Origin of the sequence: Alkaliphilus metalliredigens QYMF, from assembly GCF_000016985.1 — a bacterium.
Classification (GTDB): Bacteria; Bacillota; Clostridia; order Peptostreptococcales; family Natronincolaceae; genus Alkaliphilus_A; species Alkaliphilus_A metalliredigens.
Genome location: NC_009633.1, coordinates 3901328 through 3926185 on the forward strand (window position 1 = coordinate 3901328; position 24858 = coordinate 3926185).

At 36.5% G+C, this 24858-nt stretch carries 17 protein-coding genes and 1 pseudogene; 1 reads left to right on the forward strand and 17 read right to left on the reverse strand.

Translation table 11 applies throughout. From position 1 onward, the window contains the following. Positions 1-342: 342 nt before the first annotated feature. From AMET_RS18635 to AMET_RS18695, 13 genes are all read right to left on the reverse strand, one after another. Entirely contained in the window at positions 343-1032 is a 690-nt protein-coding gene (locus AMET_RS18635; RefSeq protein ID WP_012064868.1) for a GntR family transcriptional regulator, read from the reverse strand. A 296-nt stretch (positions 1033-1328) separates the two neighbouring features. Continuing rightward, the gene (locus AMET_RS18640) at positions 1329-2045 is read right to left on the reverse strand and encodes an SWIM zinc finger family protein (RefSeq protein ID WP_012064869.1); all 717 of its coding nucleotides are present in this window, start codon (positions 2043-2045) and stop codon (positions 1329-1331) included. Beyond that, positions 2045-4681, reverse strand: a complete 2637-nt coding sequence (locus AMET_RS18645) for a DEAD/DEAH box helicase (protein ID WP_242661327.1) — start codon at positions 4679-4681, stop codon at positions 2045-2047. The genes AMET_RS18640 and AMET_RS18645 overlap by 1 nt, the downstream gene beginning before the upstream one ends. Positions 4682-4938: 257 nt before the next feature. Then, positions 4939-5349 carry an IS1096 element passenger TnpR family protein gene (locus tag AMET_RS18650; protein WP_083761109.1) on the reverse strand — a complete coding sequence of 137 codons (411 nt, stop codon included), beginning with the start codon at positions 5347-5349 and terminating at the stop codon, positions 4939-4941. Between the two features lie 61 nt (positions 5350-5410). Continuing rightward, the gene (locus AMET_RS18655; protein WP_012064872.1) at positions 5411-6172 is read right to left on the reverse strand and encodes an REP-associated tyrosine transposase; all 762 of its coding nucleotides are present in this window, start codon (positions 6170-6172) and stop codon (positions 5411-5413) included. Positions 6173-6485: 313 nt separating this feature from the next. Then, positions 6486-7973: a xylulokinase gene (gene xylB, locus AMET_RS18660; RefSeq protein ID WP_012064873.1), complete on the reverse strand. Its 1488-nt coding sequence runs from the start codon at positions 7971-7973 to the stop codon at positions 6486-6488. Between the two features lie 33 nt (positions 7974-8006). Next, a complete protein-coding gene (locus AMET_RS18665; protein ID WP_012064874.1) occupies positions 8007-9185 on the reverse strand; it encodes an ROK family transcriptional regulator in 1179 nt (392 codons plus the stop codon). 155 nt (positions 9186-9340) lie between these two features. Continuing rightward, positions 9341-10654 carry a xylose isomerase gene (gene xylA, locus AMET_RS18670; protein WP_012064875.1) on the reverse strand — a complete coding sequence of 438 codons (1314 nt, stop codon included), beginning with the start codon at positions 10652-10654 and terminating at the stop codon, positions 9341-9343. Then, entirely contained in the window at positions 10629-11855 is a 1227-nt protein-coding gene (gene mmsB, locus AMET_RS18675) for a multiple monosaccharide ABC transporter permease (protein WP_012064876.1), read from the reverse strand. The genes xylA and mmsB overlap by 26 nt, the downstream gene beginning before the upstream one ends. Before the next feature lie 15 nt (positions 11856-11870). Further along, positions 11871-13433, reverse strand: a complete 1563-nt coding sequence (mmsA, locus tag AMET_RS18680; protein WP_012064877.1) for a multiple monosaccharide ABC transporter ATP-binding protein — start codon at positions 13431-13433, stop codon at positions 11871-11873. A 102-nt stretch (positions 13434-13535) separates the two neighbouring features. After that, positions 13536-14633, reverse strand: a complete 1098-nt coding sequence (chvE, locus tag AMET_RS18685) for a multiple monosaccharide ABC transporter substrate-binding protein (RefSeq protein ID WP_012064878.1) — start codon at positions 14631-14633, stop codon at positions 13536-13538. Positions 14634-14919: 286 nt separating this feature from the next. Beyond that, positions 14920-15969 carry an aldose epimerase family protein gene (locus AMET_RS18690; protein WP_012064879.1) on the reverse strand — a complete coding sequence of 350 codons (1050 nt, stop codon included), beginning with the start codon at positions 15967-15969 and terminating at the stop codon, positions 14920-14922. A 146-nt stretch (positions 15970-16115) separates the two neighbouring features. Beyond that, positions 16116-16673 carry a hypothetical protein gene (locus tag AMET_RS18695; protein WP_049765303.1) on the reverse strand — a complete coding sequence of 186 codons (558 nt, stop codon included), beginning with the start codon at positions 16671-16673 and terminating at the stop codon, positions 16116-16118. On the opposite strand from AMET_RS18695, the pseudogene AMET_RS27410 reads away from it, so the two are divergent. Beyond that, a pseudogene (locus AMET_RS27410) lies at positions 16668-16835 on the forward strand (IS5/IS1182 family transposase); the annotation flags it as partial. The gene AMET_RS18695 and the pseudogene AMET_RS27410 sit on opposite strands and share 6 nt — an antisense overlap. Before the next feature lie 193 nt (positions 16836-17028). On the opposite strand, the gene AMET_RS26970 reads toward AMET_RS27410, so the two are convergent. The 4 genes from AMET_RS26970 to AMET_RS18715 form a co-directional block, all read right to left on the reverse strand. After that, a complete protein-coding gene (locus AMET_RS26970) occupies positions 17029-19968 on the reverse strand; it encodes a stalk domain-containing protein (RefSeq protein WP_012064881.1) in 2940 nt (979 codons plus the stop codon). Between the two features lie 415 nt (positions 19969-20383). Next, positions 20384-21490: a response regulator gene (locus AMET_RS18705; RefSeq protein ID WP_012064882.1), complete on the reverse strand. Its 1107-nt coding sequence runs from the start codon at positions 21488-21490 to the stop codon at positions 20384-20386. Positions 21491-21525: 35 nt separating this feature from the next. Beyond that, positions 21526-23244, reverse strand: a complete 1719-nt coding sequence (locus AMET_RS18710; protein ID WP_012064883.1) for a sensor histidine kinase — start codon at positions 23242-23244, stop codon at positions 21526-21528. 228 nt (positions 23245-23472) lie between these two features. Beyond that, complete coding sequence (locus AMET_RS18715) at positions 23473-24846, reverse strand: MATE family efflux transporter (protein ID WP_012064884.1); 1374 nt, start codon at positions 24844-24846, stop codon at positions 23473-23475. Between the last annotated feature and the right edge of the window lie 12 nt (positions 24847-24858).

The following is a 24858-nucleotide window of genomic DNA, read 5'->3' on the forward strand; positions in this document are numbered from 1 at the left end:
CTTTTACTTAAATTAGTCTCTACATCTAGGAAATTTCTACATAAATGCCGCTAATTTTGCTTTACATTAGGGTAACGTTTTCATTAAAGCCTAAGAGAGTTCTTTATTCTATTCTTTAAAAATTCATAGTAGCTTTTATCCTCATGTTTTATATGTAACCATACTACCATACCAGTATCTCTAGAGTTAATTCTATTATCATTTAATTTCTAATTATCTGAAATTTCGACAGAATAAATATTGCTAAATTCATTTCATTATATGTCCCATAGATATTTTCACAAATTTCTTCTTGCCTTAAAATTCCATGGGAATACTCAATTACAGCATTCCCTCTATTTTTTAATCAGCTTTAAAGTATTGAGGATACTTTTCTTTTAACTCTATCTGCTCAAACAGTAGCTTTTTGATATGACTGTTTATCACTTCTTGGCCCATTATTTCATCATGAGTTCTAATACTCTCTAAAATCTGCATATGCTGCCCAATGATACTTTTCCAATTGATATCTGCAATAAAGGTAAGTATACGAACACGCTTGTATTCTGAATTAATTTGTTGTATGAAAGACCATGTTCTTAATCTGTTGCATCCCATAAATATAGTTTTATGAAACGCTTCATCCATCTCTAGAAACTCAAAAAACGCTCTCTTCTCTATTAGATTCTTTTGTGCATTGATATTCTCTTGAAGAACATCTAATAACTCCTCTGGAAATCTTTCTGTAGCAATCTTAAGCACAGACTTCTCTAAGCTCTCCCTAATAAATCTTGCATCTTCAACAGTATCTAAATCAATATAGGAAATATAAGTTCCTCTCTGGGGAAGGATGTAGAGTAAGCCTTCTTTGGCTAATTTAATGAAAGCTTCTCTGACCGGGGTTCTACTCACATTCAGAAGATCAGAAATCTCCTTTTCACTCACCTTATTCCCCGGAGCCATATTAAGGTTAATGATGTTTCTTTTGATGACTTCATATACATAATCACCAACTGTCATTCCATCTCGTTGTTTTTCTATTTGTAAAATCATATGTTCACTTCCTCGGAAGAATAATTTTATCCATTATATACCACATACTACTATACTAGCATAGTACCTATTTGCTGTCAATCATTACAGACAGATAGAGGACAGACAAGTTTTGCGTAGCTATTGGATTTTGGTTTGTATTACAACCTCATCAACTTGATTGAGCTTCGAATGTGATTCGTGTCACCGGTAAGTTGGCGCCTATGCTGGGCGCATAATGATGAGTACCTGTCGCAAAAGAGGCAGGTCATAGGGAGTGTCTATTATATGTAACTTTCGTTCTATTATAAGACTTCCTACAGCCCAAATAGATCTGATATATCTTCATCGGCAATTTCTCTCTTGCTTTTTTTACCTGCATTTTTTAGCATACTTTCCAGTTTTTGCTCCATTGATTTTCTGATAAGTTCTTGCCCATCTAAATCCCTGAGGTCGAAAAAGAGCATGGGATTTATGTCTAATCTGGCACCTATTCCATAAAATACTGCGGCCACATGCTTGCACATACTGGCCCAGTCAGGACAGCTACAGTCAAAATGGATTTCTTTGGGTGATGGAAACATGCCGTACTTTCTCTCTGTAAACAAAACCTCTAATTCCTTTGGAAATTTCCCTTCAATCATTTGTTCAAGTGAGTCGATTCTACGATTGCATAATGCTATGACCTGCTCCCATTTCTTACTGCTTAAAGCATCAATTCTAATCTTGACATCATAGGGTTTTGAAACACTACCCTGAACTTTAGCCTCTACGGATCCTTTAGATATCTTTAAGTCTAAGATGGTATTGTTGCGAACATAGCTTTTACCCCTTGCGATACGATTTCTATAGTCTGCATAACTTTCTAGATTTAAGTTCCATGCCTTTCCCCACCAACTTTTCGCCAGGGTCCTCCCTTCTATGATCACAGGTTCAATCTCAGGATTTTTCTTTTTTAATTTTTCCAGAGCCTTGAGGGCCTTTGCTTTTTTTTCTGCTACTGATTCATACTTTGGAAATCCGTAATAGCTCATTATTCTACACCACCCAATGCAAACATTTTCATCAATTCTTCATTATTGTACTCTGTAATCCACTGTTCGCCACCGGCGCTTAATATGTCTCCTGACAATTTCTGTTTTTCCTCAATAATAGCATCAATCTTTTCTTCTATAGTGCCTTTTGTAACAAATTTATGCACCATAACATTTTTTGTCTGACCAATACGAAAGGCTCGATCAGTTGCTTGATTTTCAACAGCCGGATTCCACCATCTGTCAAAATGAATGACATGGTTGGCCGCTGTCAGATTAAGTCCAACACCTCCAGCCTTAAGAGAGAGTACCATATAAGGAATATAATGCTCACCATTAAACTGCTCAACCATCTCATTTCGTTTTTTCACAGGCGTACCACCATGAAGCACAAATCCCTCTTTGGAAAATATGCCACTCAAAAAATCCGAAAGAGGTTCCGTCATCTCCCTAAATTGTGTGAAAATAAGTACTCGTTCTCTTTTTTCGTGTATTATTTGGCATATTTCTCTCAACTGTTCAAACTTGCCACTATGTTCCGATTTATAATCTTCTCTGCCCATATATTGATCAGGATGATTACAGATTTGCTTGAATTTCATAATGCTGGATAAGACAAGACCCTTTCGCTCAATCCCTTCCGCCACTTTCAGCTTTTCTGAAATCTGTTCAATCAGCTGCTTATAGAGGGCGATCTGTTTTTTAGACAATGTGGTATAGGCATTCATTTCCAGTTTGTCTGGAAGATCCACTATAATACTTTTATCAGTTTTCAGTCTTCTCAATAAGAAGGGCTGGATCATCTTGCGAAGTTTTGCATATCCGCTTGTGTTATCCTCAAGCCCTTTCGTAAATTCAGTAAATTCTTTAGTTGTTCCCAGTAGCCCCTGATTCAAAAAATCAAATAATGACCATAGATCACTTAATCGGTTCTCAATGGGTGTTCCCGTCATTGCAATTCGCATTTTGGCTGAAATCCCTTTTATGGCCTTGGTCTGCTTGGTTCCTGGATTCTTTATGGCTTGTGCTTCATCTAAAATCAAATAATCCCATTGTCTATTTTGGAGTACTTCCAACCTAACTGCCATACCATAAGTGGTGATGTATAAAAAATTTCCATCCCTGATTTGGAGAGTTTCCGAGCTTTTAGAGTCACTTTTATGAAGTATTTGATAGGGCATTTCAGGAGCAAATTTTTCGATTTCCTTCTGCCAGTTTCCAATAAGCGATGCAGGCAAGATAAGGAGCGCCTGCCCACTACTATTGACTCTGCGATATTCCAAAAAAGCAATCATCTGAACCGTTTTACCCAGTCCCATGTCATCCGCTAAACAAGCACCAAATCCCAATTGGGACATTTGGTTAAGCCAGTGATAACCCGTTTCCTGATATGCTCGTAGCGTTGCATGAAACGAAGATGCAGTGCCTACTTTTTCAATTCCAGCAGGATGAATCAAACTTTCTTTCATAGATCTGAGCCATTGACCATTAGATACGGATACATCAATCTCATCAGTTGAGATATTCAACAACTTATTCATATTTAATTCTAACCTCATTGCATCTCCAAGAGACAAAACTTCATCTTTTGTTAGGTCCTTTACCTTGTCAAAGGCTAAAAGAACAGCTTCTAGTTTCTTTTTGTCAATTTCAACCCATTTTCCTTTATATTGAACTAGCCCTTCAGCCATGTCCAAAAATGCTTTTAAGTCATGCTCTGTTATTACGTCGTCTCCTATATTTAGAGAGGGTAAAAAGTCCATAATAGCATCCAAACCAATCTTGGATGGCTCTTTTTCTCCCACCGTGACCGAAAGTCGGATGGAATTATTTCTTTTACGCCACCAATCTGGCACTCTGCACATAATTCCAGCTTCTTCATAAATCACTATTTCCTTTAAAACTGTATACGCCTCCTTAACCGTTAGTTTTAAAGGCGAGAACAGTTCACCACTTTCAAGTAATTCTGAGATGAAAGCGCTCTTTTCAGCTGCCTTGATAACCGTAGAAATGAGCGATAATAATTTTTTTTCGTCCCCATCAAATTCTGCTAATGCATTTTTCAAGGGTGTGTGTACTGCGCGCTTACTTTTAACTGGTTTTGTTGAATAGGTAGCCATAAAGGCAAATGGATACTTTTCTTCTTTATTTTCAACCAAATGAAAAAACACTCTTCCCACCACATTGATACTTGCATTATGCTCGACAAAATATCTGGCAACTGTACCGTCATAGTCCTTAATTTCCGACTTAAAAACATCAAGTAACGCTTCCCATAATCCTCGAAGCCAGTTGTCATCAACATACTCCATACCAATTAGAAAAGGGAGTTCTTCCTTAAGCTGATATAACTCGCCCTCGGACAAATCAACTTGTACTGCATCCCGGTTAAGTTCAATTTCTGATTGTTGACTTAGTTTTTTTATCAACATTTCTGCAATGTGGTGAAGATACTCAATAGAGGGTGAAAACCATTTCTCCTTTTTTAAAAATCCAAGATGAAATAAGGCACTGTATTTATCGGTTTCAAAGGCCTCTATCCATATTTTAATTGTATTATCAGGTTGATTTTTAACTTCATCAATAACAAAGGTTTCTGGCAAAAAGTAGGCATTAAGCACTTTTATTTCTTTCATTTTCAGACGTGTCATTTACAATTATCTCCTAGCATATTCAGAATTTTATTAACCTAATGTTTGAGGTCTTTCTATTTAATCATTTTGTTCACAAATTCAGAAAATTTCTTCTGCTCTTTCTTCAGACTGAACCCTTACAACTGCAGATTTTTTTTTGATTCCTAGTTTTGCCACAGCACTCCAGCTCCTTTAGTTTTAAATTTTTTTTCCCCTTTACTGTACATTCAAATAACTATTTTCTATCAAACAATTCATGACTACAACATCATTTTATTAGAAACTTTTCTAGTATTCCAGCCAAGACTCTGTGCCCATGCCCGAACACTAGCCCTTTCTTCTTTATCTTCTCCTTCATAAATAGTCCCTAATAAATCAGCAAATCCACTTAATCCCCCAACATTATCAAGTACAGATATGCCATCTTTATTAATACAAACTGGTTTATGCTTACTCAATACTGTATCTTTCGCTTCTTCAAGCTCATATTCGTCAATAATGTTTTGTTTCAGTAGATTATCACAATCTTTGTGTTTAGTTATGATAACTATCCAGTTATCACCAAAGTCATAATTGTAAATAAGTTCCCTTGTTACAGGAAATAATTCTTCTGAATCAATCGCCTCACTTTGAACAGCAATAACTCTATCAACTTCTAGTCGTTCCAACATGAAGCACAGGGACGCAGTGAAGCACGGGGACGGGGTTATTGCTTTGGTTCTGTATAACATATTATAATTTCCAAATAATATTCGCCGAGACCCCAGTAACTCTTGCCAGCTGCCTTGTTGATATTCCTTCTATCTCTAAGGCTTTCTTTAACATCATTTCCTTCTTTTCTTTTGATTCATTTTGTAACGTCCATGCTTCTACCTTAAATTGATTTTTTATTATCTGTCTTAATTCATCATCTGATATATTCTTCTTTTTTTCCTCGATTTCTAAGCACTCATCATTATTATTCTCTTTGTTAAATTTAATAAATAATTTAATAGCTATATCATTGTCTTTAGCAAATATTTTAAGTACATATTCCTTATCTATTATTTTGGGGGTTACTGAATACTCCCTATAACTACTCCATCTATAGTCTTTTATATTTCTTATCATTCCTGCTCTTATAGGATTTTGATGAATGTATCTTATAACCGTCAAAAAATATGATTCCGTCTCTACGGGTTCACTTTTAAATCTATCTTGAAATAAAGTTCCTATCCGTTCATATTTTTTGTTATACCAATATACATAGCTTCCACTTATACGTCTCATTATTTGTTCTAGTGGTTCTTTTCCTTCTTTTAACAATAGATGTATGTGATTATCCATGAGGCAGTATGCATATATACTATATTCACACTTTTCTTTATATCTTATTAACGTCTGCAATAGCTTTTCTTTATCTTCATCATCCTCAAATATGCTCTGTCGGTTTATTCCTCTCAATATTATATGATATGTTCTAGTTTCACTCTTCTTTCTGGCTGTTCTTGGCATAATTATCACCTCAAGCTCATCTTACTATAATTTACTTCACAAAGCAACAACCCCGTCCCTGCGCTTCTTCCTAGTGACCTTGGAGTTGAACCGCCAACCTCGTTATGAGTTGGCGGGAATCCAGGTATTAACGCTTTTAAAAGAAGAAAAAGATAACAAGACAGTAAAATAGATGATGGGTAAAGAAACACACATCAATTTTGATCAAAATAATCAAAATTTGATGTGCGTTTTTTTACAGATATTAAGGCATAAAAACTGGACGTTTTTTAGAAGCCTCGCTATTGTGTATAGGTAGTTTTTATTATATATCCTAGATCCGACTACTCTTTTTAAACCATTCCTTCAAATGTCCATACAATTCAACATAAAGAGTATGAATATCTTTGTATTTCTCAACATTTTTATTAATAGGACTAATTTTATTGACAACCTTAATCATAGCTTGACAGCCTTCCTCAACGGTGACATATCTTTGGGCACCAACAGCAGCTAATATTGCAGCTCCTAACGCTCCTCCTTGATTCGTATTAATTTCTTGAATCTCACTAGAAAATACATCTGCTAAAATTTGCTTCCACAAAGAGCTCTTGGCGCCTCCACCAATTACACGCACCTGCTTAATGGGAACTTCTAGCATTTCCAGTATTTTCAGTGAATCATACAATCCAAATGCGACCCCTTCTAATAAGGCTCTCGTCATATGACCTCTTGTGGTAGTGGCTGTCATTCCTACAAAGGAGCCTTTTGCATCTGGGTCGGAGTAAGGAGTTCTTTCTCCCATTAGATAGGGTAAGAAAATAAGGCTTTTGCTTCCTATCTCTGTGGCTGCTGCTTCCTCCAACAATGTCTCCAGATCAACATTGGGCTGCACTAAATCTGCCCACCATTTTAAACAATTTGCTGCAGACAGCATCACACCCATTGAATGATATTTGCCATTGGCATGACAGAAGCTATGTAGTCTATTTCTTTCATCAACAGCGTAGGCTTCGTGGGATGCAAATACAACCCCTGATGTACCCAGGGTTACGGAGACAATTCCCTCTTCAACAGTACCAGTTCCAATGGCACCAGCCGCCTGATCTCCTGCACCGCCGACAACAAGAATCTCACCCTCCAAGCCCAGTTCTGCTTTTACTGACTCCGTAACAACGCCTGTCACTTCATAGGATTCATATAATTTAGGTAATTGTTCTTCCTTTATCTCTAAAAAATCTAGCATTTCCTTTGCCCACTGTCTGTTTTTTACATCCAGCATAAGCATTCCAGATGCATCAGACATGTCTGTGGCGTAATCACCAGTCAGCATCAAACGTATATAATCCTTAGGCAATAAAATATGTTTTATCTTAGCAAAAACCTCTGGCATATTTTTTTTTACCCATAAAATTTTAGGTGCTGTAAAACCAGTTAATGCTTTATTACCGGTTAGCTGACTCAGCTTATCTTGACTAAAAAAATCAGTTATTTCATCACATTCTTTCTTTGTTCGTTGATCACACCATAAAATGGCAGGTGTTAAAACTTTATTATCGCCATCTAATGCCACCAAACCATGCATTTGTCCGCTAAAGCCGATTGCACCCACTTCATTCCGTGGAATACTTAGATTATGTATCAGTTCCTTTATAGCCAAAACAGTTTGTTCCCACCAATCTATTGGATCCTGCTGTGCCCATTTGTCCTGAGGAAAATAAACAGGGTATTCCTTAGTTGTATCTCCTAGAATTTCATTATTATCATTTATTGCTAATATCTTAACGGAAGAGGTTCCTAAATCAATTCCTAAAAAATACATATTATCCCTCCATCCAAAAATAATTTTTTCCTTCTAAATAATATTTTTAGTATAATTAAAAAGGTCTTCAAGGGGAAGCAATGCTGCCCCGATTAAAGATCCCTTATCCTTAAGAGCTGAAAAAACAACTTTAGTTCCTTCATATTCTACAAAACTGCTCTTCATATTATTTCTACCATTAATCAAGGTCAGCATTTCTTTTTCATATTTCCCTAGCTCTCCTCCAATAATTACAAATTCTGGATTCAAGCCTAAAATGATATTTTCTATCCCAATAAAGAGACAATCAATATATCTCCCAATCGCTTCCTTAACTGAAGGCATATTAAAGCTTTCTTCAGAAAAAATTTCATCCAAAGTAGATACTTTTAGTCCAGTGGACTCCTCATAATATCTTGAGAGTGCTTTTTTTGAGGCGTAAAGTTCCCAGCAGCCTGTCCTTCCGCAATTACAGGGTCGAGGTTCATCAGATATTCTCATATGTCCAAACTCTCCAGCCTTCTTATTGGAGCTTTTATAAATATGCTGATTTACTATAATACCTGTACCAACACCTTCCGTAATGGATACATACACGACATTGCGCATATTTACAGTTTTACCAATTTCTTTTTCAGCATATGCAGCTATATTTGCTTCATTCTCTATAAATACCCTCAGTTGTAAACTATCCTGAAATTCTTGAAAATTAAAATCTCTTACTCCTATATTAGGAGCATTCTCTAGAATAAGCCTATCCTCATCCACCAATCCTGGCAAGGAAATGCCTACACCTAAAATCTTGTTTTTACTGATATTATTCTGTGTCATAAATCTTTCTATTTCAGTCTTTACCTCATCCAATACCCCTTTAAAGGAAAGGTCTTTTACATAATCAAATGAAGCTTCATCAATGATTGTGTTATTTAAGTCTATCAATAATATTCGAACTTTATCGGGAGAAACGTCCACTCCAACTGAAAACCTTGCATTTTCTACAAGCTTTAAAATCATAGGCTTTCTTCCGCCAGTAGAATTACCAACTCCTGCTTCTTCAACAAGTCCTTCCTCTATCAATTGATTAATATTTGTGGTTATAGTTGGAATACTTAATTTAAGTGCAACAGCAATTTCATGCTTGGTTATTTCATATTTTTGCTTAATCATATTAATAATGTTTGATCGATTGATTTCTTTAATTTGATCTTGACTAAATGTCTCTAAGTTTATCATGATTGAAACTCCTTCTTCAATTGATGTATCAATACTATACTATATTATAGCAAAAGTAAAAGTATATGATTTATATAATGCAATAACTCTATTTAATCTTAGCATCGTGAAAAAATAGATTCAAATCAATTAATTTCCTTCTGTTTTCTATCCTATTACTTATATATATATCTATTTACAATATCCTCCAGCATTTCTTGACGACCTGATTCAAGTACAATTTTATCATGCTTTAAGGCATATTCTGCAAGTTCCTCAAAACTTGTTGCATCCTCTATAATTTTCTTGCCGATACCAGCAGTATAACTTTCATAACGCTTTGTCACAAAGTTTTCCAGTACCCCATCTGTCAACAGCTTGTCAGCCACCAATAAGCCTTTGGCAAAGGTGTCCATACCAACAATATAAGCGATAAATAAATCATCTGGCTTGAATGATCCCCTTCTCACCTTAGCATCAAAATTTAGTCCACCTGGTGCTATGCCACCATTTTTTAATACCTCATACATAGATAGGGTGGCATCATAAATATTGGTTGGAAATTGATCCGTGTCCCATCCTAGAAGCAGATCTCCCTGATTTGCATCAACACTACCCAATACCCCATTTATACGAGCCATGGCTAATTCATGCTGAAATGTATGTCCTGCCAGTGTGGCATGATTTGCTTCAATATTTAATTTAAAATCGTCGATTAGATTATATTTTCTCAAAAAACCAAGAACCGTCATTGTATCAAAGTCATATTGATGCTTTGTTGGCTCCTTCGGTTTTGGTTCAATAAGAAATTGTCCTTCAAAACCAATATTTCTTGCATAATCCTTTGCCATTTTTAGGAACTTAGCTAAATTGTCATTTTCAAGAGCAATATCTGTATTAAGAAGGGTTTCATAACCCTCACGACCACCCCAAAAAACATAGTTTTCTCCCCTCAAGCGATGAGTAATTTCCAATGCCTTCTTTACCTGTGCCGCTGCAAATGCGAATACATCTGCATTTGGAGATGTCGCAGCCCCATGCATAAATCGAGGATGACTAAAGGCGTTAGTAGTGCCCCATAAACATTTTATACCTGTCTCCTTCATTTTATCTTCTATACGTTCAAGTATCGTATCTAAATTGTCCAGCTTTTCTTGTAGTGAATTCCCTTCAGGTGCAATATCCAAATCGTGAAAACAAAAAAATTCGATTCCTAACTTTGTCATAAGTTCAAATGCTGCATCCACTCTTGCCTTAGATAACTCTATACCATCTAAACTATTATAGTCTCTTTCCATTGTAGGCTGCCCAAAGGGATCAGTTCCATTACCAGTGAGGGTATGCCAATAGCTGAGGGCAAATCTCAAGTGATCCTTCATCTTTTTACCTGCTACGATACGATTAGCATCATAATATTTAAATGCTAAAGGATTAGTTGAATCTCCCCCCTCAAATTTTATTTTATTAATTTCCAAAAAGTGTTCTCTCATCTTTTTTGACCTCCTTTTTATATGATGTTTTTGATTTGGACTTAGATTTAGAATACACGTCAAATGCCACAGCAAGAAGCAATACCAGTCCTTTAACAATTTTCTGCCAGAAAACACTGATCCCCATAATTGACATACCATTATTGAGAATACCCATAATAAATCCGCCTATAATCGCCCCTGGGACTGTTCCTATACCTCCCGAGGCCGATGCACCACCAATAAAACATGCTGCAATTGCATCTAATTCAAATCCATCTCCAGCAATCGGTGAAGCTGAGTTTAAACGACCTGAGAATACAATTCCTGCTATTGCTGCTAATAACCCCATATTGGCATAGATCCAAAACAGTACCTTTTTCGTTTTAATACCGGAAAGTTCAGCTGTTTTTACGTTACCTCCCATTGCATAGATATGCCGTCCAACCACAGTTCTATTTGCAATAAATGAGTACACTAATATTAATATCATTAAAATTATGATTATATAAGGTAGCCCATTTGCTCTTGCCAACCAAAAAGAAAACAAGTTAATTATGATAAATGAAACCAAGGATCTCATAATAAATCCATTAAAGGGATTAACTTCAAAATTGTATTTTATCTTATTTCTTCGTTCAACATATTGAAGTGCAACATAAATAATAGAGCATATAAACCCAATTAGTATAGTAGCTATATGTAATTTACTTCCCTCTCCTCCAATAAAGTCGGGGATTGAACCAGAGGCAATCGTCACATATAGAGATGGTAGAGCTATCGTCTCACCATTCAGTATCAGGTTACTGATTCCCCTAAATACCAGCATCCCTGCAAGGGTTACAATAAAAGAAGGAATCTTAACATATGCAATCCAAAAGCCCTGCCACATACCAACCAGCACTCCCATCAACAGTGATAAAATAATAGACAGAGTAACTGGTAAACCCATTGAAACACTAAACATTGCAGATGTCGCTCCTATAAGTGCTACTATCGATCCCACAGAAAGATCTATATGTCCTCCGGATAAGATACAAAACATCATTCCTATGGAAAGTATAAGAATATAGCTATTCTGTAGAATAAGACGATGTACATTGATTGGTCTTAAAAGGATGCCCTTTGTCAATATTTGAAACAAAATAGTAATTGCAATCAAAGCTATCAGCATAGCGTATTGCCGCATATTTCTCCTGATGATTACTTTTATATTTTCCATCAGCCGGATCCTCCCTTAATACGTACTGGTTGCTTCATGCTTTTTCCTGCCAGAGCTTTGGATGATGCAACGCATAATGCTTTCCTGACAAGCCTCATGGGTTGGCATTTCTCCTACAAACTCTCCTTCGTTCATTATATAAATTCTGTCACATATTCCTAATAGCTCTGGCAATTCTGATGAAATAACAATAATAGATTTACCTTGATTAGCTAAGTCGTTTATAATATTATATATCTCATATTTGGCTCCTACATCTATCCCTCTTGTTGGTTCATCAAGGATGAGAACATCCGGCTCTGAAAAAAGCCATTTTGCAATGATAACCTTCTGTTGATTGCCTCCAGATAAATTTCCTGTATTCTGATATATGTCTGAGGTCTTAATTCGGAGTTTTTTACAGAATTCTTCAGCAACATGAATCTCCTCATTTAAATTCACAACTCCACGATTACTAATCTTCTTCAATTTAGCCAAAGTAATATTTCTTCGGATGTCATCATTAAGAACTAATCCACCAGTTTTACGATCCTCTGTTAAATATGCAAGCCCTTCCTGAATTGCTTGACTCACATTAGTCACATTCAAAACTTTTCCAGCTTTTATCATTTTCCCTTTAATGTTTTTACCATAGGAATGACCAAAAATACTCATAGCGAGCTCTGTTCTACCTGAACCCATTAATCCTGATATCCCAACAATCTCTCCTTCTCGGACATTTAAGTTAACATTTTTGATCTTTACCCGCCCTTCGTCTAATGGATCATGCACCAACCAGTTTTCAATCTCAAAAGCTATTTTCCCTATGTTTGAAACCCTTTTGGGGTACCTATCCATCAACTCTCTTCCAACCATTCCTTTAATGATTCGGTTTTCTGAAATTTCATCCTTACCTTTAACAAGGGTTTCAATGATTGTTCCATCACGTATAACCGTTATCTCGTCAGCTATTTTTGTCACCTCATTTAACTTATGAGAGATGATAATGCTGGTAATTTCCTGTTTTTCATTTAATTCCTTCAACAATTCCAGCAAACTGTCAGAATCTTCATCATTTAAAGCCGCAGTAGGCTCATCCAAAATCAACAGCTTCACATCCTTAGCTAATGACTTTGCAATTTCAACAAGCTGCTGCTGTCCAACTCCTATATCCTTTACTAATGCATCATGCTTAATATGTAGTCCCACTCGTTTCATAAGTCTTATCGCTTTTTCTTGGGTAGCATACCAATCGACAATACCTTTTTTTTGACATTCATTTCCTAAAAATATATTTTCAGCCACTGTCAAATAAGGACTAAGGGCTAATTCTTGATGAATGATTACAATTCCTTTTCCTTCGCTCTCCTTAATATCTTTAAACTGGCAATCACTACCATCAAAAACAATTTCTCCAGAATATGTTCCATAAGGATATATCCCACTGAGAACATTCATCAAAGTTGATTTTCCTGCGCCATTCTCTCCTACTAATGCATGAATCTGTCCCCTTTTCACCTGGAGATTTACATTATTTAGCGCTTTAACTCCCGGAAACTCTTTTGTTATCGTTCGCATTTCAAGAATATTATTGGTCATATCCCCTACTCCTTTTTTCAAATTATATGCTGTGATAGCAAACTACCACAGCATATATATTGATTCCCTTGCAAAAGTAAGCTAATCGCCCTTACATTTAAACTACAATTGATCTGGAGTATAATACCCTGAATCAATTAATAGTTCTTTAAAGTTGTCCTTGTCTGCAAACACAGGCTCACACAAGAAGGAAGGAACTACTTTAACATTATTGTTATAGGTTGTGGTATCGTTTACAGGAACTTCACTCCCATCCATAATAGCAGTAACCATAGCTACTACTTGTGTTGCTAAAGTTCTCGTATCTTTGAAAATTGACATAGATTGTTCGCCAGCAATTAGCATTTTAACATTTGTGATATCGCAATCCTGTCCTGTTAATACCGGAAATGGTTTGTCCGCTGAACCATAGCCAGCCGCTTTTAATGAAGCAACTATACCTTGGGCCAAACTATCATTAGGTGATAAGACTACATCAACATTTTTATCTGTATAATTGGCTGTCAATAGATTGTCCATTCTAGCTTGAGCACCTTCAGCTCTCCAGCCTTGGATTGCTACCTGCTCCATCTTTACTTGACCAGAATTAACGACTAATTTACCATTATCAATATATGGTTGCAGAACATCCATAGCTCCACTATTAAAGAAGAAGGCATTATTATCATCTGGAGAACCCCCAAATACCTCCAAGTTTAAGGGACCATTTCCACTATCAAGCTCAAGAGCATTCACTATGTACTCTCCTTGTATTTTACCCACAAGATAATTATCGAAGGTTGCATAATAATCTACATCTGCAGAATCTAATATTAAACGGTCATATGCAATAATTTTGATGCCTTCTTTACCAGCATCTGACAGGACTCCTTTTAAAGCTGTTCCGTCTATAGAAGCAATTACAATTACTTCACAACCCTTAGTAATCATGTTCTCAACCTGTGTAACCTGCTGTTCTACTTTGTTGTCGGCATACTCTAATATAACTTCATAACCTGCCGCTTCAAGCATATTCTTCATATTATCTCCGTCTTGATTCCATCGTTGCAATGATTTTGTAGGCATTGCTACACCTATAAGTTTGTCTCCCTTTGCCGTTCCCAAATCGCCAGAATTGCTCGTCTGGCTTGTGCATCCAACCGTAGAAAGCATAGTAACAAGAAGAACTAAAGCCAATAACCATAAACCTAACTTTTTCATTGAATAGACCCCCCTAAAATTTTTTTTATTGAAGTGAGTCAAAGCAAATGTCAGTCTGTACAGTTTTTGAGAGCTCATTTTTAACAATCGAATTGTATTGTCCACTACTCATCTTAATTGTTAAAAAAGCGAACTCATTTTTTCCATATAATGACTCTAATTTAATTATAAAATACTTCTTATACTTTTTCAACCCCCTTTAAAAAGTATTTTTAAAATGACTTTAAAAAGTATCTAAAAAAACACAAAACCTTCTAAAATACTTGTGTAAACTAAGTCAATTGAGTTAAAGGAATTTATAAATTGTAGTATGCTTATATTCCTTTCCTTTTTTTAAAATACAAGAAGGAAAATGCTTATGCTTCATACCATTTGGAAAATACTGTGTTTCCAAGCAAAGTCCACTCCATTTTTTATAGCTTACTCCGTTTTTCCCTGTAGCTGAGCTTTCAAGATGATTTCCAGAGTAAAATTGTATCCCAGGTTTTGTTGTATATACCTCCATTCGTCTACCACTGACAGGATCATGGACCTCCGCTGCTTTCTTTTTTAAATCACCATTGCTTCTCAGAACAAAATTATGATCATACCCTTGCCCCATTATGATTTGCTCTTCATCACTTTCAAGCCCAGTAGCTATTATTTTCATGTTACGAAAGTCCATAGCTGTTCCCTCTACGGAACGGATTTCTCCTGTTGGCAAACATTCTTGATTTATAGGGGTGAAATACTCAGCATCTATTATAAGTTCATGTCCTCCAATGTCGCCCTTATCGTGGCCCGAAAGGTTGAAATAGCTGTGATTAGTTAGATTTACTATTGTATCTTTGTTAGAGATTCCATAATAGTCTATTCTTAAGGCATTATCAGAAGTAAGGCTATATGAAACCTTCACTTCGAGCTTCCCTGGATAATTTTCTTCCATATCCTCACTTGTATAACTTAAAACCAAGGATTTTTCTCCCTTACTTACTGCTTCATCACTCCAAAACACTTTATCAAAGCCCCGATAGCCTCCATGAAGGTGATTATTACCGTCGTTCCGTTCAAGCTTATACTCAATACCCCCAATTTCTATGACTCCCCCCTCAATTCTATTTGCATATCTTCCAATGATAGCTCCTAAGAATTGCGTATTATTATAATAATTCTCGATTTTTTCGAAGCCTAGTACAATATCCTGATATTTTCCTTTCCTATCAGGGGCAAATAGGGATATTATAGTAGCTCCAAGATTACAGATTTTCACCTTCATTCCTGCTTCATTTGTAAGCGTATAAATAACAAGAGTATTACCATCCAATGCTTCATTGCATTTTTCAATTAAAATATCCATGTTCTTTCATCCTCTTTTTTTCATTGTATTATTGAATACCTACGAAAAGTATTCTCTTAATAAATATACAACAGAAAATGCTAATTAAACAAGGGAAACACGCGAAGCACAGGGACGGTGTTGTTGCTTTGGTTCTGTGTAACATATTATAATTTCCAAATAGTATTCGCCGATACCCCAGTAACTCTTGCCAGCTGCCTTGTTGATATTCCTTCTATCTCTAAGGCTTTCTTTAACATCATTTCCTTCTTTTCTTTTGATTCATTTTGTAACGTCCATTCTTCTACCTTAAATTGATTTTTTATTATCCGTCTTAATTCATCATCTGATATATTCTTCTTTTTTTCCTCGATTTTTAAGCACTCATCATTATTATTCTCTTTGTTAAATTTAATAAATAATTCAATAGCTATATCATTGTCTTTAGCAAATATTTTAAGTACATATTCCTTATCTATTATTTTTGGTGTTACTGAATATTCCCTATAACTACTCCATCTATAGTCTTTTATGTTTCTTATAATTCTTATAATTCTTATAATTCTTATAATTCTTATAATTCCTGCTTTTATAGGATTTTGACGAATATATCTTATAACCGTCAAAAAATATGATTCCGTCTCTACTCGTTCACTTTTAAATCGATCCTGAATAAAGTTCCATCCGTTCATATTTTTTGTTATACCAATATACATAGCTTCCACAATAGAGCCTGCCAAGAATGGAAAAATGGCGAAATGAAAAATTTCAATGGATTAAATCGTGCCCGAGGGTACGGTTTAAGAAGTATGGCAACACAAGCAAAATTAACTACATTAGCAGTAAATCTAAAGAGGGTAGCAATCATCCTATCCTCTAGATTAACTATAAAATCACACTTTTGGGTTTCTAGATTTAAATTTAGTAGAAAAGCAATAATATACTAAGGAAACAGGACTTAAAAGAACCATTTTTTCAGTGGTCTCCCCTGTCCCTTTGTCTGCTTGTCTGAAAAAACTTAGGACCTCAGAAAATAGTTCTGAGGTCCTATGGGTCGAAGAATTCTTCTTAAAAGGTTGCTTATTTGATTATTGTAATCTCTCTCGTCACTTCATCATACTCCACTGTAGCACCTAGTATCTCACTGACAAATCGTAGTGGTACAAAGGTCCGTCCTGGAGACATAATCCTTGGTTCAGTTTCTATCAAGATAATCTCTCCATTGACCAGTACTTCCTTAGAACCAATGGTCAACAGGATTTCCGTTTCTCCTTCTATGATTAAGACCTGTTCCGTCTCCGACAGCCAGGTTACCTTTGCTCCTAGGGCTTCGCTGATGAATTTAATGGGGACTAGAGTTCTGTTGGATTCTCCCTCGATAAAGGGTATTGTGTCCAATAGATAGATTTCATCGTCTATCTGTGTTTCCAGCCTACCTAGGGTCAGTCTTATTTGTTTTTTCGGAGGATCTTCCTTCTCTAGTGGTTCTTTTTGGATTTCTTCTTCTACTTCTTCTCCAATAACTTGGGTGAAGCTATGTCTCACTACTCTGCCATTTTGATCTGTCACGGTAATGGTGTATTGGTAGGTTCCCGCCTTGGTGGGGGTACCGCTGATAACTCCATCCTTTGAAAGGGTTAAACCCTCTGGTAATGCTCCACTGGTGATTTTAAAGCTATAGCCTTTGCCTCCTCCAGTGGCTATAAAGCTATAGGAATAGGCGATACCTTCTATTGCCTCGGTGGGATTAGTTTTTACGATGGCTAAGTTTTGTGTACTGGAACCGTCCCTAGAAGAGCTGTTTATACTTCCTCCAGCGTTTGATGAAGCTCTGTTTACGATAATGGTATAGGTCTTGATACTTCCATTTTCAGCCGTTACTACAATAGTGATGGTATTATTTCCTGTATTCAAACTTATTGGTATGACACTTCCGCTAGCTACAGAGTTTCCGTTAATAGCTACTGTTGCATTACTGTCTTCTATGACGGTTGTTACATTCATGCTGGATATCCCACTGCCTACGTTAGCACTATAGGACACTATATCCTCACTAAAAGTAGGGTTCAATGTTCCCTGGCTTAATAGCAGTTCCATTAATTTGGCATTGCCAGAGGGAATATAACCTTCTACAGCGTTGACTGTCAGTGTTACTATATTATTGTCATCAAAAAAAATATTAAATTCTGCCCTATCTCCTTGTCTCAAGTTCAAAGCTTCTAGATAATCAGTATATATGGTGAGTTGATTTACATTAATTGTATAATCTGTATCTAACACTAGATTTTCACTTCCATACATTACATCTGTGACACTGACAGCATTTCCCCATGTGATTATAGTGAATACGTCAGCTGGGGTTGTCAGCTCATAGTTCATTGAAGCCGGATTGATGGTTGGGATAAGTGGGGTCACAATATCCACTGTAAATGTAGTGATTTTGTTTTCATAAGTGACGGTGATAACCTGATTGTCTTTTTCTACACTACTGTTAAATCCACTGATATTAGCTGCGGTGACGCTCAGTGATGCCGTAGAAGTATCGCTGTATTCACCCGTTACTACTAGACCAGTTAAATCCAAGGTCTCATTTACATAGTAGATAACCTTGTCGGGCTGACTGGTCACTCGTATTCTTTCTAGCGTTACCGGTTCGGTGACTATGATGTTACCTATGATAGCTAAAACAGAGCTAAAATACTTGTCACCTTCTTTGGTTACCGTAATCGTTGCTGTTCCTACCTGCACTGCAGTGACAATACTTTCATTCTCCACCGTCAACCCACTTCCAGTAACACTGTAGGTGATGGCACCTGTGGTACTTCCACCCGTCACTGAGCTGCTGAGATCAAAGGTTTCATTTACTGTCATGTTGGTGGGCACGCCAGTAATGATGAGGTGTGCCTGTTCTTTTCCCTCTGGACCATACACACCTGCGATATCTATGCCTTTCTTATCTTTTGCCCCTGCACCTTGTATGGTGCAGTTGGTATAGGGTTTTTCCACCCCTGTGGGTACCAGTGCATTGGTGCCGTATGTTGTAAATACCACAGTAGGATTGTCATTGCCGTCACCTGCTATTTTTAAGGTACCAGTGCCTGAACTGCCGCTTCCTGAGCCAATATCCCATCCATTTTGACGCCCCATTATTGGTCCACCGCCTGTTGCGGTAATCTGGGCATTCCCTGAAATATTGATTGTACCACTGCCACCGCTGGGACCGCCACCGATACCGGCACCACTGCTTCCGCCTACTGCAGTAACAGTTCCTCCTGAAATATTAATTATACCGCCACTGCCCTCAAAACCTCCACCGATGCCTGCTCCATAATCACCGCCTGTTGCAGTGACAATTCCTCCTGAAATATTGATTGCGCCACCATAGCCGCCGCTACTGACTCCACGACCACCACCACCAATGCCTGCTCCACTGTTTCCTCCCATGGCTGTTACCGTACCACCTAAAATGTTGATTGTACCTGCATCTTGACCCCAGCCACCGCCAATACCTGCACTAGAACTACCTATGACAACACTCTTGGCGGTTAATCTACCAGACCCGTTGATAGTTAAAACTGCTCCAGCGGGCACCTTTAACCCTGCTTGCATCAAGCCACTGCTTAAGGAATTGTTTCCTATTAAAGTGAGGTTAATAGTAGCACCGCTCATATCAAAAGCGCACTGATTAATGCTAGTTCTACTAATGTCTACATTGGACAAAGTAATATTTGCCGTTACTCCACTACTCACCAAAACCCTATTGGTTGTAGTGGTACCAGTGATAGTGATTGTATCATCTGCATAAACATGCTGTGTTACACTTCCATGTGTTACTGCAATCTTACCAGTATATTCTCCTGTTCCTGATGCTAAGGTTATATTCCCCCCACTTATGTCAAAGGTATAGTCAGTAGAACTAATGCTTGCAGCATCCGCATACATTGGCAGTCCTGCCGGGGCTATCACTGATAATACCAGTGTCAGAATTATAACCAGGGCTAACCTTTGTTTCTTTTTCATACTTCATCTCCTCCATTTTTATCTTGAAATCTTTAAACCCTTCTGTAGTGCTTTAGGTTAAAGTTTTTTATAGTATATCAAAGCCCTCTGACAGGATTCTTACAAAAGATGTCTATAAAATCACAAAATACTTGATACTTCCTTATAAATTTTATTTGTTAAGCTATCTACTTTATACTGACTTACTATATTTTACGTTAGTATATATCAGCATCCTTCCTTTTTTTCCTTCATAGGTCTATGCTTATTGTATTTTTCAAAAAAAATAGAGACCCCAGAAAATAGTTCTGAGGTCCTATAGGTTAACTAATACTTATTTTTCTATACTAATCTCCCTCGTCTCTTCATCATACTCAACTTTATCGCCCAGTAAGCACTAACCCCGTCCCCTTGCTTCGCTACTCCATTTTTCACCTTAAAATCTTAGACTACAAATCATTTCCTTCACCCTTTGCGAAGGAACTGTATCATACTCCTCCTGCAGGGTTTTTTCCAGCCATTGATAGTGGTTAAAGGCTGCTATATTGTTTTTTGTTTCTTGATATATTTCCATAAGCATGTAATTAAGGTTTTCGTCAAAGGGGACTAGCCTTGTGATGGCTTTTAAAAGTCTTATGGTTTCCTCTTTGTAACCTTTATTTCTATAGATCTTCATGATTTCTTTTAGGATTATCAACAGAGCTTCCCGCAGCTGTTGGTCTTTTTCCATGCTCCATAGATAGCCCTCTTCTGCTAAAAATCCTCCTCCAAACAATATACTGGCCTTCTCTACTGAGGCATAGGTAGAGGGATCATCTTTTTTATAGCTGGATAATGCCTCTGCCACCTGAAAATAATCGCATTCTCCTTCTGTTACTAGAAGACAGTAACCGTTGTTGCTATAATCTAGCTTCACTACATTTTTTAGTGGGGAAAAGAGGTTTCTTATCTTGCATATGGATGTTTGTAAGATCTGCAATGCTTTTTCCCGTTCATACTCTGGCCACAGATTTTCCATGATCTTTTCCTTATGGACATAACTGCCATGATGCATCAGAAGGTAGGCAAAAAGTTCCTTTGCCTTTGTTCTCTGCCATTTTACTGGAGTCTCTCCAAGGGTAACCATCAACTTATCAAAGACTTTGATTTTTACATTTTTTGATGTCTTTTGACTTTTGATACTTATTTCATTTTTTATTTTTTCCACCATACGGTTAAAGCGTTCACCCTTGATAGGCTTTAGAATATAGTCTATGGCGTTTAAATCAAATGCTTGGACTGCATATTGATTGTAGCTGGTGATAAAGACAATTATCATGGCAGAATTCACCTCTAATAGTTTTTCTGCTAGAGTAATCCCATCCATCTCTGGTAGCTCAATGTCAATAAATGCCACCTGAGGATTAGTAAGCTTGGCCTCCTCTAATGCCTTCAAAGGATTTTGATATCTTCCTGCAACATGAAAATACCCAGTTTTATCAATCAGTTCACTTGTTTCTTCTAGGTTATACCATTCATCGTCTATAACTATTGCTCTAATCATATATCCTCAACTCCATTAATAAGTATCATAATTTATTATAGCAAAGCCCTCTGACAGGATTCTGACAAATCAGTTGGTGGATTTTCTGTATGAAAAGGGATAGAAAATTTTACTGAGGTACCTTCTCCCTTTCTACTTTCTATCTTTAAGCCTTTTTTATAGTATTTTATGAGTCTTTTATGAATGTTTGTTATGCCTATTCCTTGATCTTCTTTTGCAGTTAATCTTAGAAGTTTTTCTTCTGCGATCCCCACACCGTCATCCTTTACCTCAAAAAATATCTTGTTGGCTCTACGGGTAATGGTTAGCCAGACATTACCTCCATCAGCTTTTCTTAATATACTATGGCGGATGGCGTTTTCTACTAGCGGCTGCAGAATCAGTCTTGGGATATGAAATTTGGGGAGATGACTACATACAATATGGAAATTCAGTCTATTTCCAAATCTTGTTTTTTCAATAGCTACATAGGTGTTTACTGCTTCAAGCTCTTCTTCTAACAGAACCATGGGGGAGGTATGGTCAAAGTAACAGCTATTTCTAAGGTATTCCCCTAGATTACCAATAAGCTCTCTAGCACCTTCAGGGTCCCTCTTAATCATAGCACCAATCACACTTAGGGTATTGTTTAAAAAATGAGGATTGATTTGAGCCTGTAAAAAGGAGATTTCATTGGTTTCTGCTTTATCCATGGCTGAGGATGCAATGTATTCCAAGGTTTTTTGATTTTCTACAAACAGGGTAATATCATTGATGGTAAGTATTTTGCCAATCTCTAGACTATCCTCCACTACGATTTTCGTGATGATGGCTGAATAAGATCTCTCATCCCCCTTCTGTAGCAATGTAAATTGAGGGATGGGATTATCTTCTGATATTTCCATTAATTCAGGATGAGCTTCTAAAAAAGAGGTAAAGGTATACTTGTGGGGCACCTCCTTTAGATCGGGATAGATCTTTAGAAGAGCATCATTTGCCTCAATGATATGGTCTGTCAAGTCAATCAAAATAATCCCTTCCTTTGATTGCTTAAATACGATTTCTGTTGCCATGGGGATGGTATTGAAAACTCTAAAATAGAAAATGCCGAATATGTAAAGTATGCCAGATAGGACAGATACAACGGGGAAATAATCTATGCCAAGAAAGCTTTTGTTCATAGCATTTAGATAAACTGTTACCCATGGAAACAGGGAGGCTATGATCATAATCAAGTAGCCCTGTCTATGAAAGCCTGAGGTTCTTAGTAAACCCCTTAGATAGAAAAATATGGATATGATACCTAAAAATGTACCAGAAGCAACCATCAAGAAAAACATGGGTCCTTTTGTTGAAAAAATGATAGAAAAATAGCCATTGCTTTCAAAGCTATAGGCAGAAATGTATAGATGATGAAGATGATTTGTAAAAAATATCAGGATATATAGGATGGGGTGATAGAGTCCTGTGTATTTGGCTAGCTGAAAATGTTTTTTAGAGACTCCAGAGTATTCCAAGCTCATCAGCATCCATAGATAATGCTGAATCGGTATGGGAATATGCTGAAGGTTAAACCAAAACATCGCAGTGGAAAAGTCATCGGCATTGATTTCTCCGATATATGCTGCACTATATACAATTGCTGAAATAAGTAGCATAATAAAATATTTTGCTGCTGGCATTTTTCTTCTTTTATAAGCGTAGGTGATCAGCAGCAGTGCACAAAGCATGGTGGCTGATAGTATTAAGGTAAATATTAATCTAATCCCGTTCATAGGATTCATCCTCCATTTTTGTCATTTTATGTGCTAATATTATCATATTTTGTAAAACTAATACAGTATTTTCAAAATGTCAATTCTTTAAAGAGAAAGCATTTTATTTAAAATTTTTTATAAGTTTTTAATTCTAGGAAAAAAATAAAGGATTGCCAATACTCAATAAAGTAGAGGCGCTCCCTTATCTTTTAAATTTATACAGAAGATCATCCTCTACTAAACAGATTAAATTCTTTCTTGATTTGATCTTAAAATATTGAACTCTTTTCTAATCAATATAAAAACCCAAATCGTTATAACAACATCAATTAAGAAAGCTCCATAATACACCCATTGGATACCATATATCTTTGGAAGTATCAACATCACAGGTAAATAAAAAATGAGTTGTCGAGCAATTCCTATGATCGCTGCCGGTTTTCCTTTATTGATGGCTGGATAGAATGTCATCATCATAAATATAACAGGCAAAATAGGTAATAGTGCCATGGCGGTTCTAAAGTAAAATAAGCTGCTACTATCAAATATTCTACTTGCAAATATTAAACCCAATACAGTTTCAGGTATAACCATTATAACTATCCAAAAGGGTAGCATTATCAAAGTACTAGCTATTGCAAATATCTTAAAGCTACTGATTACACGAAGGTTATTTTTGGCACCATAATTAATGCCTATAACAGGTTGTAATGCCCTCATCAATCCAAATATAGGCGTTAACAATAAAGTAAAGATTCTATATATGGCACCATAGAGTGCTAGATCATAGGTGGTTCCATATCTAGATAAAGCATTAAAAACGACCACCGCCTGTACAAGACTCATGACAGTCATAATCAATGATGGCACCCCCATTGAAAAGATATCCTTTATAATTTTTTTATCTCTAAAGAACTTAAATGGAGCTGCTTCAAAAGATGCTTTTCCTTTTCCAAAGTATAGAAGACCTACAATTGTATAGACAAACATACCAAGATTTGTTCCCCATGCTGCTCCCGCAGCCCCCATATCCATTACTACAATCAAAATATAGTTAGCTATAATATTCACTACAAGTCCAAGACCCATAATGACTGCAGCAGATTTCATCTTTCCCTCAGCACGTACGATCATATTTCCTGCTAAACCATAAATCCAGAATAATGAACCAAATACTGTTATTTGAAAATACGTTGTACCTATACTCAATATGTCACCTGTGCCACCCATCACTTTAACCAATGGTGTTGTCAATAGCAATGCAAGGATTACATAGATACTTGTTATGACAATAGTTAGATAATTTACATTTCCTAATATCCTTTTCTGCATCTCTTGATTTTTTGCCCCTATAGCAATACTAAGGGCAGATCCTGCTCCAACACCGATTAGCGAACCTAATCCAAGGGTTATCTGAGATAATGGATAGGCTATGGAAACCCCTGCTAATGCTGTTTCTCCAACAAATCTTCCTACAAAGATTGCATCAAATACTGAATTTAGGCCATATAATACCATGGCGATTACAGCAGGCCATGAAATTCTATACATTACTTTCCACAAATTCTCCGAAAGAATCATTTGTTTTTGTTTGTCTTTTTCATCTATTTTTGTTTCCAATATTATCACACT